General features: G+C 70.2%; 15 protein-coding genes. 5 read left to right on the top strand and 10 right to left on the bottom strand.

The features are described from left to right. Positions 1 to 41 precede the first annotated feature (41 nt). Positions 42 to 290 carry a hypothetical protein gene (locus N5079_RS28225; protein WP_261587181.1) on the bottom strand — a complete coding sequence of 83 codons (249 nt, stop codon included), beginning with the start codon at positions 288 to 290 and terminating at the stop codon, positions 42 to 44. A 123-nt stretch (positions 291 to 413) separates the two neighbouring features. After that, the gene (locus N5079_RS28220) at positions 414 to 1,517 is read right to left on the bottom strand and encodes a LacI family DNA-binding transcriptional regulator (protein ID WP_261587180.1); all 1,104 of its coding nucleotides are present in this window, start codon (positions 1,515 to 1,517) and stop codon (positions 414 to 416) included. Positions 1,518 to 1,979: 462 nt separating this feature from the next. On the opposite strand from N5079_RS28220, the gene N5079_RS28215 reads away from it, so the two are divergent. Then, a complete protein-coding gene (locus tag N5079_RS28215; RefSeq protein WP_261587179.1) occupies positions 1,980 to 2,681 on the top strand; it encodes a TetR/AcrR family transcriptional regulator in 702 nt (233 codons plus the stop codon). A gap of 147 nt (positions 2,682 to 2,828) precedes the next feature. Here the strand turns inward: N5079_RS28215 and bldC are convergent, their stop codons facing one another. Next, positions 2,829 to 3,032, bottom strand: a complete 204-nt coding sequence (bldC, locus tag N5079_RS28210; protein WP_013133571.1) for a developmental transcriptional regulator BldC — start codon at positions 3,030 to 3,032, stop codon at positions 2,829 to 2,831. 320 nt (positions 3,033 to 3,352) lie between these two features. After that, on the bottom strand, positions 3,353 to 4,225 hold the full coding sequence (locus tag N5079_RS28205) for a hypothetical protein (protein WP_261587262.1): 873 nt from the start codon (positions 4,223 to 4,225) through the stop codon (positions 3,353 to 3,355). Positions 4,226 to 4,362: 137 nt separating this feature from the next. Here N5079_RS28205 and N5079_RS28200 point away from each other — a divergent pair, with 137 nt between their 5' ends. Beyond that, positions 4,363 to 5,481: a Leu/Phe/Val dehydrogenase gene (locus tag N5079_RS28200; protein ID WP_261587177.1), complete on the top strand. Its 1,119-nt coding sequence runs from the start codon at positions 4,363 to 4,365 to the stop codon at positions 5,479 to 5,481. A 151-nt stretch (positions 5,482 to 5,632) separates the two neighbouring features. After that, on the top strand, positions 5,633 to 5,866 hold the full coding sequence (locus N5079_RS28195) for a DUF3073 domain-containing protein (RefSeq protein WP_261587176.1): 234 nt from the start codon (positions 5,633 to 5,635) through the stop codon (positions 5,864 to 5,866). Between the two features lie 241 nt (positions 5,867 to 6,107). On the opposite strand, the gene purM is transcribed toward N5079_RS28195, so the two are convergent. Next, entirely contained in the window at positions 6,108 to 7,133 is a 1,026-nt protein-coding gene (gene purM / locus N5079_RS28190; protein ID WP_261587175.1) for a phosphoribosylformylglycinamidine cyclo-ligase, read from the bottom strand. After that, complete coding sequence (purF, locus tag N5079_RS28185; RefSeq protein WP_261587174.1) at positions 7,130 to 8,566, bottom strand: amidophosphoribosyltransferase; 1,437 nt, start codon at positions 8,564 to 8,566, stop codon at positions 7,130 to 7,132. Before purF ends, purM begins: the two co-directional genes overlap by 4 nt. A 164-nt stretch (positions 8,567 to 8,730) precedes the next feature. Between purF and N5079_RS28180 the strand changes: the two genes are divergently transcribed. Beyond that, a complete protein-coding gene (locus N5079_RS28180) occupies positions 8,731 to 9,414 on the top strand; it encodes a hypothetical protein (RefSeq protein ID WP_261587173.1) in 684 nt (227 codons plus the stop codon). A 12-nt stretch (positions 9,415 to 9,426) separates the two neighbouring features. On the opposite strand, the gene N5079_RS28175 is transcribed toward N5079_RS28180, so the two are convergent. Together N5079_RS28175 and N5079_RS28170 are read right to left on the bottom strand one after the other, a co-directional pair. Then, positions 9,427 to 9,867, bottom strand: a complete 441-nt coding sequence (locus N5079_RS28175) for a sterol carrier family protein (RefSeq protein WP_261587172.1) — start codon at positions 9,865 to 9,867, stop codon at positions 9,427 to 9,429. Positions 9,868 to 9,939: 72 nt separating this feature from the next. Continuing rightward, a complete protein-coding gene (locus N5079_RS28170) occupies positions 9,940 to 11,394 on the bottom strand; it encodes an MFS transporter (RefSeq protein WP_261587171.1) in 1,455 nt (484 codons plus the stop codon). Between the two features lie 107 nt (positions 11,395 to 11,501). On the opposite strand from N5079_RS28170, the gene N5079_RS28165 reads away from it, so the two are divergent. Continuing rightward, positions 11,502 to 12,197, top strand: a complete 696-nt coding sequence (locus N5079_RS28165) for a TetR/AcrR family transcriptional regulator (protein WP_261587170.1) — start codon at positions 11,502 to 11,504, stop codon at positions 12,195 to 12,197. Here the strand turns inward: N5079_RS28165 and N5079_RS28160 are convergent. After that, the gene (locus N5079_RS28160) at positions 12,104 to 13,558 is read right to left on the bottom strand and encodes an MFS transporter (protein WP_261587169.1); all 1,455 of its coding nucleotides are present in this window, start codon (positions 13,556 to 13,558) and stop codon (positions 12,104 to 12,106) included. The genes N5079_RS28165 and N5079_RS28160 overlap by 94 nt on opposite strands. 43 nt (positions 13,559 to 13,601) lie before the next feature. Then, positions 13,602 to 14,267 carry a Crp/Fnr family transcriptional regulator gene (locus N5079_RS28155; protein ID WP_261587168.1) on the bottom strand — a complete coding sequence of 222 codons (666 nt, stop codon included), beginning with the start codon at positions 14,265 to 14,267 and terminating at the stop codon, positions 13,602 to 13,604. Positions 14,268 to 14,318: the final 51 nt, after the last annotated feature.

Here is a 14,318-nt window from a genome sequence, read left to right as displayed (position 1 = left end):
GTAGGTAGAGCGTAATCAGACCGTTATGCCGCGAAAGAGGGTCACCAAGCCGGCTCGGCTACTTCCTGTTTGTGCAAGAGGGCGGCCAACTCGCGGGCGTCCTCGGCGTCGAGACCGAGCACCACCCGGGGACGCCCCCAGGGATGGTCGATCGAGTGGGCGACGTAGCTCGCCACGGACTCGGCGATTTCCTCGCCGCTCAGCCCGCGGGCCTCTCTCCAGTGCGCCCAGGCCCGCTCAAGCTCTCCCGCCGCCCGCTGGGCGCAGGACACCAACTCAGGATCACGCATGGAATCCCCCGATTCTCGCGAAAGTCGCCGACCCGGTGGGTCCCCCCGATGTCGCGACCCGCCGGGGGTCGGCGTCACGGCCCGAGTCAACACCCTCCGCGACGTGACACGTCGGCGGTTGACCTAGCTTTGGGACTCACTTGGAGCGGGGCCGGTGCTCCGCCGAGCGACGAGGGTCGGAGTCACCTGGCGCAGGCGCGCGACCTTGCCCGGCTCGGTGATGCGGTCGCTCAGCAGCGCGGCGGCGGAGCGCCCCATCGCGCGGCGGGGCTGGTCCACGCTGGTCAGCGAGATGTGGTTGACCGCGGCGAGGTGCGTGTTGTCGTAGCCGACCACGGACAGGTCCTCGGGCACCCGTAGCCCCAGCTCGCTCGCCGCCGTGAGGACGCCCATGGCCACGATGTCGTTCGCCGCGAAGATCGCGGTCGGCCGGGGGTTCCGCTCCAGCAGGGCCAGTGCCGCGCGCCGGCCGCCCTCCTCGGTGAAGTCGCCGTGCTCCACCATGATGTACGGCGCGAGCGCGTGGCGGCGCATGGCCACCAGATAGCCCTCGCAGCGGCAGCGCGCGGCCGAGGACGGCGCGCCCTCGATGTGCGCGATCCGCCGGTGACCGAGTTGCACCAGATGATCGACCGCGAGGCGGGCGCCGAGCTCGTCGTCATCCACGACGATGTCCACGCCCTCCAGCTCCACGTCGCGCTCGCCGACCACGACCGTGGGCGTGTACGCGGCCGCCTCGGCCAGGGTGTCACTGGACGGCGCGACCCCGAGCAGCACCAGCCCGTCCACGCGTAGCTCGAGGAACGCCTCCACCGCCTCGTCCTCGAACGCAGGGTCCCACCGGCCGCTGCCGATCAGCAGCCGCAGCCCGTCGCCGTGCAGACTCTCCTGCAGGCCGTCCAGGAACTCGGCGTAGAACGGGTTGTGCAGGTCCGCGACCAGGGCCCCCACCAGGTGGGTGCGGCCCTCGACGAGGCTGCGCGCCACCGCGTTCGGGCGGTAGCCCAGCTCCCTCGCCGCCTGCAGCACCGCCTCCCGGCGATGCTCGCTGACATGGGGCGAGCCCCTGAGCACGAGGGACACGAGCGACTTCGAGACGCCGGCGCGCTCGGCCACATTCCGGATGGTCGGCCGTGGCCGTGGGCTGAACCCATCGGACAGTCCGCCGTCGGGCAGCGAAAGCGCGACGTCGTTCCGGGCAGTGGTCTGCATGGACGGTCCTGACATGGTTCTCCCCACGATGCGTGGACGTGCACCTGACACACCAAACGATCGAGTCGCCCGTAGGGTACGGGTTGAGCGCCGTAAGGCTAATTCGTTCCAGTTCCTCCGCGCGTTGGGGGATGCCCGATAGTCCCAGGCACCCCCCCACCCTCAGCGTGATCATGCACAGAGTCCCGGCCGACGGCTTCGCGCTGCACCTATGCCATTTGTGATCATGCATGGATTCCCCGCTCTCGGCGGTCGCCAGCGGAATTCCCGGACGTGATCATGCAGTTAACCTGATTGCATGATCACGACACAGGTTCGGGCAGGTCGTCGAGCCGCGTGGGACCCTGTGCATGATCATCACCCGAGTTGACGCAGCTCCAGGGGCCCTCACGGGAACCTGTGCATGATCACGGCCAGGTGGGGGTGCTTGATCATTTGAGGGTCTCTGTTGGGGATGGACCCGCTAGTGTGCGAAGTGTGGGTGCCACATCCCAGGCGGGGAACGATCAGGAGACCCCTGACCAGGCCACTGTGCGGCCGGTGCGGCGCAGGCTCAGCGTCGACCGGCGGCGCGAGGAGCTCATCGCCGCCGCGCTGGAGCTGTTCAGCAGGCACGACGCCGAGGATGTCTCGATCGACGACGTGGCCGCCGCGGCCGGCGCGTCGAGGGCGCTCGTCTACCACTACTTCGGTGGCAAGCAGGAGCTCTATGTGGCGGCGCTGCGCAGCGCCGCCACGGAGCTGGAGGCCCGGCTGCGCTTTCAGGGCGGCGGCGGGCCCATCGACGAGCTGTCGCGTGGGCTGGCGCGCTACTTCGACTTCGTGGAGGAGCACGCGGCCGGATTCGCCGCGCTGCTCAGGGGTGGCCCCGCCAACCGGGCGGGGGAAGTCGGGGAGATCGTGGACGGGGTGCGGCAGCGCCTGGTCCGGCTGATCATGAACCAGCTGCGGGTCGGCGCGCCGGGGCCGGTGCTCCGGATCACGCTCACGGCGTGGGTCGCGTCGGTGGAGACGGCGGGCCTCGACTGGCTGGAGCGCCGCGACATCGGCAGGGCGGAGCTGGAGCGGCTGCTGGTGGATCACATGGTCGCCCTGCTGAGGGTGGCGGCCGACCATGACCACGAGGTGGAGTGCCTGCTCGGGACCTTGCTGCGGGATCTTGCTTCGGGACCGGTGTGACCAGTACCGGGGAGGCGCCGGGCGGGCGGCGCCGGCCCCACACACCGTCCCGTGACCCATGGCGGTCACGGGTGTGTGGTGGACGCGCTCACATCTCGGACGCGAGCGCGCCGTTCTTCCCCCCTAGTTCGGCGACGCGCCCCGTACCTACTCGGACCGCTGCTGCGGAATCCCCGCGAGCAGCGCCCGGACCTCGGTCTCCCGGTAGCGCCGGTGTCCGCCGAGCGTGCGGATGGACGTCAACTTGCCCGCCTTCGCCCACCGAGTAACGGTCTTGGGGTCGACGCGGAACATGGTTGCGACCTCCGCCGGGGTGAGCAGTGGCTCGGCCTCGGGTGTACGAGCTGACATTTGTGCGGCCTCTCCTCCGTGTGGACCGGCGACAGCGATCCTGCGACTTGTCTGGCGCTTGTCACGGATGTCCCCCAATGATCCATAACGTGCGGTTTCTAGGACCATCTGCGGTATCACCCGATGTGACCATACAGCCACGTAGTGCGATTGGCGAGCCCTCTGGGCGCAACGTCTCGACCACGCGTTGTTGTCACGCTCGGTGATTCTAGCGACACGTTTCGTGGTATCGCAGTGAAAACGGCAAACTACTCAGTTCGTAGATGTGAGATCGAACATCCCGTGACCCAATTCTGCAGGTCAGGGCGTCTTGATTACGCTCAGTTTGCGAATTCCAGAGCCTGTATTGATCTCCAGCGGATGATGACCCGCTGATACATCGCGAAGGCAAGTTCTTCCTGACCGTTGTCCAAACCCGCGAGAGCGGCGGACACCTCGGCGACGGACTGGTCGCCCTGCAGGGTCTCGTCGTTCATGAGATGCACCAGGCCGCCGTAGTCGAGCTCCACCAGCGAGTGGGGGTGGAACTCCTCGAGCCAGCGGCCCACTTCCTCGACCTCGGTCAGGATGGTGACATGGCCGACATGCCGCCGGATGACGACCAGCGCGCGGGCGACGCGGCGGCGGGCCTGGGCCATCGACGTCACGTACAGCATGTTCCTGGGCGGCGCGGTCGTGGTCGGTACGGCCGGCTCGGTGGTCTCATTCCCCTCCGCGCCCAGGACGAGCCACCGCTCAGCGGAGTCGAACGGCACGAACCACGGCGTCGGGACGTGCCATGTGCTGGTGCGGATGTTGGTGCGCAGCGACGGCTCGCCGCGCTTGAAGCGGTCGAAGTCGTCGGCCGTCTGCTCCGCGATCGCCTTCGGCACGAACCGGTCGGCCAGCTTGACCGGCGTGCTCCCGCGGAAGGAGGCGAAGGCCAGCCAGGACCGCAGCCTGCTCTGCCATGGGCAGACGTACAGCATCTCGTCGACCCGTCGCAGGTAGGCGTTGTGACTCTCCTTGTCCGGCGCGGGTGCCGGAGGGACGCAGAGCAGCCTGCGGACGGACTGGTCGTGCTCGACCTCCAGCGCACCGGCCCGGCGCGGCCGGTCGCGCGATTCGGCGTAGCCGGCCCACACCGCCCGATCCCCGGGGGTGAACGCGGTCAGCGGCTCGTACACGCGGAGATAGGCGGCGTAAGGCAGCACATCAGAATCGTGCCATGCCTCCGGGGACATGTGCAGTGCTGTCACGATTTTTCATGATCGTTTGTTTGTGTCGTCGGTAAGGTGGAGGGGAACCGCCGCACCGAGGCGGCGGTCAGAGGCGATCAGGAGTCACCACCGTGACCGACGTCTTCGGGCTTTCCCACAAGGATCCCAGCCCAGTGAAGGACGCGAACCCCATTCACCCCGTCAGGCACGAGCAGGTCGTGTTCTGCTGCGACGAGCGCAGCGGGCTGTACGCGATCATCGCGATCTACAGCACGGCACTCGGGCCGGGCCTCGGCGGCACCCGGTTCTATCCCTATGAGAGCGAGCAGGCCGCCCTCGCCGACGTGCTGAACCTCTCCCGCGCCATGGCGTACAAGAACGCCCTGGCGGGGCTCGACCACGGCGGTGCGAAGGCGGTCATCATCGGGGATCCGGCGACGGCCAAGAACGAGGCCCTGCTGCGCGCCTACGGCCGGTTCGTCCAGTCGCTGGGCGGCCGCTACTACACGGCCTGTGACGTGGGCACCTACAGCGAGGACATGGACGTCGTCGCCCGGGAGTGCTCCTACGTGACCGGGCGCACCGAGGCGCACGGCGGCGCGGGCGACTCCTCCATCCTCACCGCGTTCGGCGTGTTCCAGGGCATGCGGGCCGCCGCCCAGCACGTGTACGGCACGCCGTCCCTGAAGGGCAGGCGCGTCGGGGTCGAGGGGGTCGGCAAGGTCGGCCACCGTCTCGTCGATCACCTGATCGAGGACGGCGCGGAAGTCGTGATATGCGACGTGAACGAGCAGGCCGTCGACCGCGTACGGCGGCGCCATCCGACGGCGCAGGTCGTGGCCAACGCCGCCGCGCTGACGGCCGCCGACATCGACGTCTACGCCCCCTGCGCGCTCGGTGGAGCACTGGACGACGCGACCGTCGCCCGGCTCACCGCCAAAATCGTGTGCGGCGGGGCGAACAACCAGCTCGCGCATCCGGGTGTCGAGAAGCAGCTCACCGAGCGTGGCATCCTCTACGCCCCGGACTACGCGGTCAACTCGGGCGGAGTCATCCAGGTCGCGGACGAGATCGAGGGCTTCAACATGGCCAGGGCCAGGGCGAGGGCGGCGCGGATCTTCGACACGACCATGAAGATCTTCGAGATGGCCGAGGAGGAAGGCGTCCCACCGGGCGCCGCAGCGGATAGGCTGGCGGAGCGCAGAATGTCGGAAGTCGGGCGGCTGAGGGGCATTTGGCTCGGGCGCTGACCGCCGACGCTCGTACGACGTACCGAGCAGCGCGCAAAACAGGTACGGTTATAGGCGAACGAGAGACTGACGCCTGAAGTCAGGTGGCGTCAGTGCGCGGTGCGTTAGCGACGAGGGGTCGGGCACGACCCCGCATGAGGGGGTCGAGCCAATGGGGCGCGGCCGAGCCAAGGCCAAGCAGGTCAAGGTCGCCCGCCAGCTGAAGTACAACAGCGGCGGAACGGATCTTGAGCGCCTGCGCGCGGAGCTCGGAGTCGTGGACGAGGACGATTCCGGCCACAGTGACGAGCATGACCCTTACGACGAGCTGGCTGATCGCTATGCCGATTACGCGGCCGTCGACGACGAGGACGATGACGACAGCGGTCGCTCCGGGCGCCGTTGAACCGTTCCTGAGTGCCAGGTGAGACACCCGGCGGGGTAGCCGTTCCCGCCGGGTGCCTTCATCGTGACCGGAGTCGTATTCAGCGTCCCGAGCACTGGGGCGTTTTTCGGCATGCCCGCTCCGCGGTTCGCCCGCGGGCCGGTTCCGTCACAGGCCGGTCGCCGGTCCGCCGCGTTCGGATCCGCCGCGTTGAGATAGGCCGCGTTGAGGTCGGCCGCGTTGGCATCGGTCGCTTTCCCGATCAGCGGAACCGGGCCTCTCCCGCACCCGGCACGATCTCGCCGAGCACCCACGCGGGCACGCCACGCCCGGCGAGCAGCTCCGTCGCCCGGTCGGCCTCCTCGGAGGGGACGATGGCGCACATGCCGACGCCCAGGTTGAAGGTCCTGTCCATCTCTGCCTGCGGCACGCGGCCGTGGCCGGCCAGGACCTCGAAGATCGGATGAGGCGTCCACGACTCCCGGTCCAGCACGGCGTCGACCGTGCCGGGAAGGGATCGGGCCAGGTTGGCGGCCAGGCCGCCGCCGGTGATGTGGGCCAGCGCGTGCACCTCCGTCTCGCGGATGAGCGCGAGACAGTCGAGGGAGTAGATGCGGGTGGGCTCCAGCAGCTCCTCGCCCAGCGTTCTGGACAGCTCGGGCAACTCCTGGTCGAGATCCAGCCCGGCGGTCTTGATGATGTGCCTGACCAGGGAATATCCGTTCGAGTGGACCCCGCTCGACCCCAGGCCGAGCACGACGTCGCCCGGCCTCACCCGGTCCGGGCCCAGCAACTCGTCGGCCTCGACGACGCCCGTGCCGGCGCCTGCCAGGTCGTACTCGTCGGGACCCATCGCGCCGGGGTGCTCGGCGGTCTCGCCGCCGACGAGCGCGCAGCCCGCCAGACGGCAGCCCTCGGCCACGCCGCCCACGATGTCGGCGATGCGCTCGGGCACCACCTTGCCGCAGGCGATGTAGTCGGTCATGAACAGCGGCTCGGCCCCGCAGACCACGAGGTCGTCGACGACCATGCCGACGAGGTCGATGCCGATTGTGTCGTGCTTTCCGAGCCGCTGGGCCAGCATGACCTTGGTGCCGACGCCGTCGGTCGAGGTGGCGAGCAGCGGGCGGCGATAGCGGAGGAACGCCGACGCGTCGAAGAGCCCGGCGAAGCCGCTGACGTCGTCGACGACCTCGGGCCGCCGGGAGCGCGCCACGCGCGACTTCATCAGCTCGACGGCGCGATCGCCGGCCTCGATGTCGACGCCGACGGCCGCGTAACTCGTCATCGCTGAGCCTCCAAGACGTACTTGCCGACCCTGTCCTGGTCGATCGCGATCGGGTACTGGCCGTCGAAGCAGGCCCGGCAGAGCCGGTCGGCCTTGATCGTCGTGGCCCGGGTCAGCCCTTCGAGGGAGATGTAGCCGAGGGAGTCGGCGCCGAGCGAGCCGCGGATCTCCTCCACCGACAGGGATCCGGCGATCAGCTCGGCCCTGGTCGCGAAGTCGATGCCGTAGAAGCACGGCCAGGCGACCGGCGGCGACGAGATCCGGACGTGCACCTCGGTGGCGCCGGCCTCGCGGAGCATCTTGACGATCGCGCGCTGGGTGTTGCCGCGCACGATCGAGTCGTCCACGACGACGAGGCGCTTGCCCTCGATGACCTCGCGGAGCGGGTTCAGCTTCAGCCGGATGCCGAGCTGGCGGATGGTCTGCGACGGCTGGATGAAGGTGCGGCCGACGTAGGAGTTCTTCACCAGGCCCTGGCCGTACGGAATGCCGCTCTGCTCGGCGTAGCCGATGGCGGCCGGCGTGCCGGACTCGGGCGTGGGGATGACGAGGTCCGCGTCCACCGGGTGCTCGCGGGCCAGCACGCGGCCGACCTCGACGCGCGTGGACTGCACGCCACGCCCGGCGATCGTGGTGTCCGGGCGGGCCAGGTAGACGTACTCGAACAGGCAGCCCTTGGGCTCGGGGACCGCGAACCGGCGGGACCGCAGCCCGCGCTCGTCGATGGTCAGGAGCTCGCCGGGCTCGATCTCGCGGATGAAGGACGCGCCGACGATGTCGAGCGCCGCGGTCTCCGACGCGACGACCCAGCCGCGCTCCAGCCGGCCGAGCACCAGAGGGCGGATGCCCTGCGGGTCCCGGGCGGCGAAGAGGGTGGTCTCGTTCATCCACACCAGCGAGTAGGCGCCCTTGACCTCGGGGAGCAGCTCGGCCGCCGCGTCCTCGACCGGGCGGGAGCCGTCCTGCGCGAGCAGGGCCGTCAGCACCTCGGTGTCGGTGGTCGCCTTGATCGTGCCCGGTGCGAGCCGATCGGACAGCTCGGTGGTGTTGATCAGGTTGCCGTTGTGGGCCAGCGCGAGACCGCCGACCTCGGTGGAGCTCAACGTGGGCTGCGCGTTCTCCCACACACTGGAGCCGGTCGTGGAGTAGCGGCAGTGCCCGATGGCCAGGTGGCCGCGCAGGGTCCCGAGGATCGACTCGTCGAACACCTGGGCCACCAGGCCCATGTCCTTGTAGACGAGAATCCGGCTGCCCTCGCTCACGGCGATGCCCGCGGACTCCTGCCCGCGATGCTGCAGCGCGTACAGACCGTAGTAGGTGAGTTTGGAAACGTCCTCCCCGGGCGCCCATACACCGAAGACGCCACAGGCGTCTTGCGGTGCGCGGTCCTGGGGGTCGAGGTCATGGCCCAGACGGCCGTCGCCCTTCAACACGTACTTGAGTCTATTTCGGCATTCATGCTGCTCGCACCCGTGGGTGGAGAAGTCGCGGCAAACGATCGACCGGGCTTTGCCGTGTCACGCCTGGTCCGCCCCCGGTTTCCGGGAGAGTCTGGGCCTTCCGGCATGCCCAGATTCAGGTACGGGGGAGTGCGATCGTGGCGACATCTGACGACCCCGAGCGGAGGTCGATCTTCCCGGCGGCCTCCGGGGAGGAGCCCCGCGAGGACCGCTGGAACCAGCCTCCAGGGGGCCAGGGGCGAGACCCCGGCCACGAGGAGCCGGGCCCGGGCCGGGAGCCGGGCCAGGGTCCCGCTGAAGGCCCTTACGGCGGCCAGGGCCCCGGTGAAGGCCCTTACCGCGGTCAGGGCCCTGGTGGTGAAGGCCCTTACGGCGGTCAGGGTCCTTACGGGGGCCAGGGGCCGTACGGCGGGCCGCTGCCGCCGCCTCCGCCCGGGCCCGGCGGGCCTCCGGGGCCGCCGTGGGGCGGGCCGTGGCAGCCCCAGGGGCCTCCCCCGGGCGCCGGCGGGCTCGGCACGGCGGCGCTGGTGCTCGGCATCGCGAGCCTCGTCCTGCTGCTCGTCTGCGGCGTCGGGACGCTCGTCGCCGTCGCCGGCGTGATCGTGGGGATCGTCGCGATCGCCAAGGAATCCAACAAGAGACGGGCGGTCATCGGCCTGGTCCTGAGCGTGCTCACGCTGGTCCTCGCCGTGCTCTTCGGGGTGCTGCTCTACTACTGGTACCAGAGCAAGAACCTCGGGGAGTGCTTCGACCCCGCGCTCTATCCCAGCCAGGAGGCGGCGCAGCGGTGCGTCGAGAACAAGCTCGGCGGCGCCCCCTGACGGCCGATCTCGTTACAGCAGGGGCAGGTAGCCGGACAGGTCGGCCCGCGCGCCGCTGGCGGAGATCCTGCCCGCCGCCATGGCCTCGGACCACCCGAGCCGCCCGGTGGCGAGCTCCAGCCAGGTGCGCGGGTCGGTCTCGATGACGTTGGGAGGCGTCCCCCGGGTGTGCCGGGGGCCCTCCACGCACTGCACCGCCGCGTAGGGCGGCACCCGGACCTCCACCGTCCGTCCGGGCGCCCGCGCGGCCAGTTCTTCGAGCAGGTGCCGTACGGCGAAGCGGGCGGCGTCCCTCACCGGGGTCAGGCCCGCGTCGTAGGCCCCGAGCACAGCCCGCGCGCACGCGTCGCCGGCGGCGCCGTCAGGGCCTTCGAAGGGCGGCTGCCCCAGGTCGAGAAGCTGGGCGTCGAGCGCCTCCCGGACCTTCCCCGGGTCGAGTCTGCGTGGCGGCACGTGTTCATTCTGGCCGAGGCCGCCCGATGCCCGGTCGTCCGCCCGTCGTGGCCGCCCACCGTCGTCCGCCCGTCACGCGACGGACTCCGAGACGGCCGGAGCCGCCACAGGACCGTCCACTTGACCCTCTACTGAGGGCTCCGCCGTACGGCCCCGCCGGAGGGCGTAGAGGCTGACCGGGACGCCGACCAGCACGATCGCGGCCGCGACGAGCAGCGTGAACTGGTAGGCCTCCAGGAACCTGTGCAGTGGAGCCCCCGTCACGACGCTCTCGCGGGAGCTGAGGATCGCGCCGAGGATCGTGATGCCGAGCAGCCCGAAGACCTCACGCGAGACGTTGAGCACGCCGGACGCCACACCGGCCCGGGCCGACGGCATCGCGCTGAGTACGACGTTGGTCAGAGGGACCAGCAGCCCGGCGCCCGCGCCGTACAGCAGGAACCACGGAAGCAGATCGGTGTAGCCGTCGCCCTCGCCCACGCTCGACAGGCCGCCGACGGCGATGGCCATCAGGCCGAGCCCGGCCGCGACCGTGCCGGCCGTGCCGAACCGCTCGGCGATGCGCGGCGACATGACGGCGATCACGGCCATGAGCAGGGCCATCGGCACGAACCCGGCGCCGGCCTGGGTGGGGGTGAAGCCGAGCGCGCTCTGGAGGTAGAGCGCGGTGAAGAAGTAGATGCCGAACACGCCGAACGCCCACAGCCCCATGGAGAGCAGGCCCCCGCTGAAGATCCGCTCTCTGAAGAGAGTCAGGTCGATCATCGGCTGTGCCGTACGGGACTCGACGATCAGGAAGGCGACGGCGGCGACGGCGGCGAGCGCGAACGAGCCGAGGATGGGGGCCGACGACCAGCCGCGTGACTCGCCTTCGATCAGCGCGTAGGTCAGCGCCAGCAGGGCCAGGGCCGAGGTCGCGAGGCCCGGCAGGTCGAGGCGGGCCCGGGTCGCCCTCGCCCCCTGTGCGGCGCTCTGAGCGCGGATCGACCGGAACCCGATCACCGCCGTGAGGGCGCCGATCGGCGCGTTGATCAGGAAGATCCAGCCCCAGTCGGCGTTCTCGCTGAGGATGCCGCCGGTGAGCGGCCCGATGGCCAGAGCGAGCGCTCCCACGCCGCTCCAGATGCCGACCGCAGTCGCGCGCTCGCGCGGGTCGGGGAAGATCACCGGCAGGAGGGCCAGCGACGAGGGCGTGAGCAGCGCCGCCCCCAGGCCCTGTACGGCACGTGCGGCGATGAGCGTCTCCTGACCGCCGGCCAGCCCGGCGGCGACCGACGCCAGCGTGAAGATCCCGAGGCCCGTGAAGAACACCGTCCGCAGGCCGAAGACGTCGGCCAGCCGCCCGCCGACGAGCAGCAGCCCGGCGAACGCCAGGATGTACGCGCTCACGATCCACTCCAGGCCCGAGATCGTGAGCCCCAGATCCCGCTGGATCGTCGGCAGAGCCACGTTGACCACGTTGTTGTCCAGATAGGTCATAAAGGTCGCGAGCGCCACCGCGACGAGCGCCCACCATCTTCCGGTCATGGGTCCTCCTCTTGTACGGAGTACATATACGGCGTACATGTACGCTGCATAGGAGACCTTGTACGGCGTATAGTTGTCAAGCGCCGCACGTGAACGAGGGAGATGGCATGGGAGCCGCGGAGAAGCTGACCCGCCAGACCGTGGTTGACAAGGCCGTCGAGCTGGCCGACGCCGAAGGGTTCGACGCGGTCACCATCCGGCGGCTGGCCCAGGAGCTGGGCGTGACGCCGATGGCCCTCTACTGGCATTTCAAGAACAAGGACCTGCTGCTCCAGGGCGTCGCCGACCACGTGCTGGCCGAGGTGACGCCGGAGTTCGATCCCGCCGCCCCGTGGAACGCGCGGCTCCGGGCGATGGTCGAGGCGCTGCTCCGCGTGCTGCGGCGGCATCCCAGCCTGACCTCGATCTTCTCCATGATCGACAAAAAGGGGGTGGAGAGCTTCACCCGCGCCACCGAGGCGGCCCTCGACCTGCTCTCCCAGGCGGGATTCACACTTGAGGAGGGCTATCTCATCTCGACCCACCTGCTCCATGGGGCCATCACGATCGTGGACTGCCAGCCCGGCGACCCGCCGCGTATGAGCGCCGGCGAGGCGGCCGAGTGGCGGCGCCAGAAGCGGCTGGCGCTCGAGTCGCTCCCCGCCGGCCGGTTCCCGTGCCTGGTCCAGTTCGCCAGGAACTTCGAGACCGAGCCCGACATCGAGTGGCACTACGCCTTCGGGCTGGACCTCCTGATGTCCGGCGTCGAGGCCATGGCCGCGCAGAGGGCGCCGAGCACCGCCACGCCGAACAGCACCACGTAGGTGAGCCGGAATCCGCTCATCAGCTCCTGGAGAGCCACGGGGGACACCCGCGAGAGCGTGCCGGCGTAGACCTGGCCGCGCAGCCCGGGCGTCACCGAACTGGTCAGCACGGTCAGCGTCGTCGCCACGCTCAGCACGCTCCCGATATTCATGATCATGATGCGGAAGCCGTTCACGACCCCGAGGCTCCCGGGCGGCAGCGCGCTCATGACCTGGGTCGTGTTGCCGGTGAGGAAGGCTCCGCTGCCGCATCCGGCGATGAACAGCCCCAGCCCGATCACCCAGTACGGCGTGGCCGCGCCGGGCGAGAGCCCCAGCACCAGCAGCCCCGTGGCGGTGGCCACGCACCCGCCGACCGACAGCGCGTAGGGGCCGACGCGGCGGCCCAGGGCCCCCGCGATCGGGGAGGCGAGCGTCATCCCGATCGGGACGGGCAGGACGCCGAGGCCGGCGGTCAGGGCGTCCACCCCGCGGGCGGCCTGGAAGTAGAGGCCCACGAGCAGGACCAGCGACGACCGGGCCAGGGCGTTGCAGAACGACGCGAGGTTGGCGAAGACCAGCATCCGGCCGCCGAAGAGCGTGAGGTTCAGCACCGGATTGCGGGCCCGCCGCTCCACGAGCACCAGCACGGGAACGAGCACGACGGCGAGCAGCCCGGAGAGCGGATCGCTCTGGCTGATCGCGATCAGCGCCGCCGAGAGCGCGACGAACACGATGAGGTTGCCGATCGGGTCCACGGGCTCGCGAGGGCCCTTGGGCACCTTCCGGAGCGTGAACGCGCCCCAGACCAGCGCGACCAGCCCGGCGGGCACGTTGATCCAGAAGATCCAGCGCCAGCCGAGCGCGTCCGCGATGAGGCCGCCGAGGGTCGGCCCCGCGAGCTGGGCCACCGACAGCGTCGCCATGTAGACGCCCAACCCCTGGCTCAGCCGGTCGGGCGGGAACGCCCCGGTGATGATGACGGTGCCGTTGGCGAGGATCATCGCCGCGCCCAGGCCCTGGACTGCCCGCATCGCGATGAGGAGACCCACGTTGGGCGCGATCCCGGCGAGCAGCGACGCCGCCGTGAAGACGGCGAACCCGAGGAGATAGATCTCCCGTCTGCCCAGCAGGTCGGCGACCCTGCCGAAGAACACCAGCGTCGCCGTGCTGACCAGCAGGTTCGACAGCAGGACCCAGCTCGACGCGAGCGGCCCTGCGTGGAAGTGCCGCACGACCTCGGGCAGCGCGACGTTGAGCGTGCTGGAGCTGATGCCGATCAGCACGAGGCCGAGCCCGGTGGCCGAGCAGACCCGCCAGGCGTACCTCAGGGCGTGGGCGTATTCCGGCGACCCGGGGCGCAGGGGGACGGCGACGGTCATGCCGTCGATTGTCCTTTATCCCGATTTTGCAGGCCGATGGGGATCAGCGTGCCCGCTTGCGGAGCCCTTCGAGGTCATAGACGATCACCCGGCGGCGGCCGGTCTCGATCAGCCCGCGATCCCTCAGGCTGCGCAGCGCCTTGCTGACCGCCTCGCGGGACGCGCCGGTCCAGCCCGCCAGCTCGTCCTGGGAGAGCGGCAGCGCCACCTTGACCCCGCCCTCGGCCGGCTCGCCGTACCGCTCGGCCAGCTCGAGGAGCCGGGTCGCCACCCGGCCCGCTGTGTCGAACGCGCCGTACTCGACGCGTTTGCGGTCCGCATCCCGCAGGCGGCCGATGACCAGCTGCATGAGCAGCACGGCGACCCGGCCGTGGTCGTTCAGGTAGCCGGGGAAGTCGTGGACGACGAGCCCCTCGATGGGCTCCAGGGCCGTCACCGTGCCCGACCGGGGATGGCCGTCGAGCGCGGACATGTCCCCGACGAGCGCCCCCGGACCCCGGACGGCGAGCACGACCTCGGTCCCGCCGGCCGTGTGCGAGGACACCTTGACCCTGCCGGAGGTCAGCACGAGCACCCAGTCGGCGGTCTCGCCCTCGTTCATCACCGTCGAGCCGCGATCCCATCGGCGGGTGCGCCCGGCCGCCCGCAGGTCCGCGGTCTCGTCCGCGGTCAGCAGGGCGAGGAACTCGCCCGGTTCCGGACCGGTCACCCGGCACCTCCCCAGTTGCGGCGTATGCCGTCCGTCATGCCGTGCCCCAGT

Origin of the sequence: Planotetraspora sp. A-T 1434 (assembly GCF_025420585.1) — a bacterium.
Lineage (GTDB): Bacteria > Actinomycetota > Actinomycetes > Streptosporangiales > Streptosporangiaceae > JAOEGB01.
This window is presented reverse-complemented; position numbering and strand designations above follow the sequence as displayed.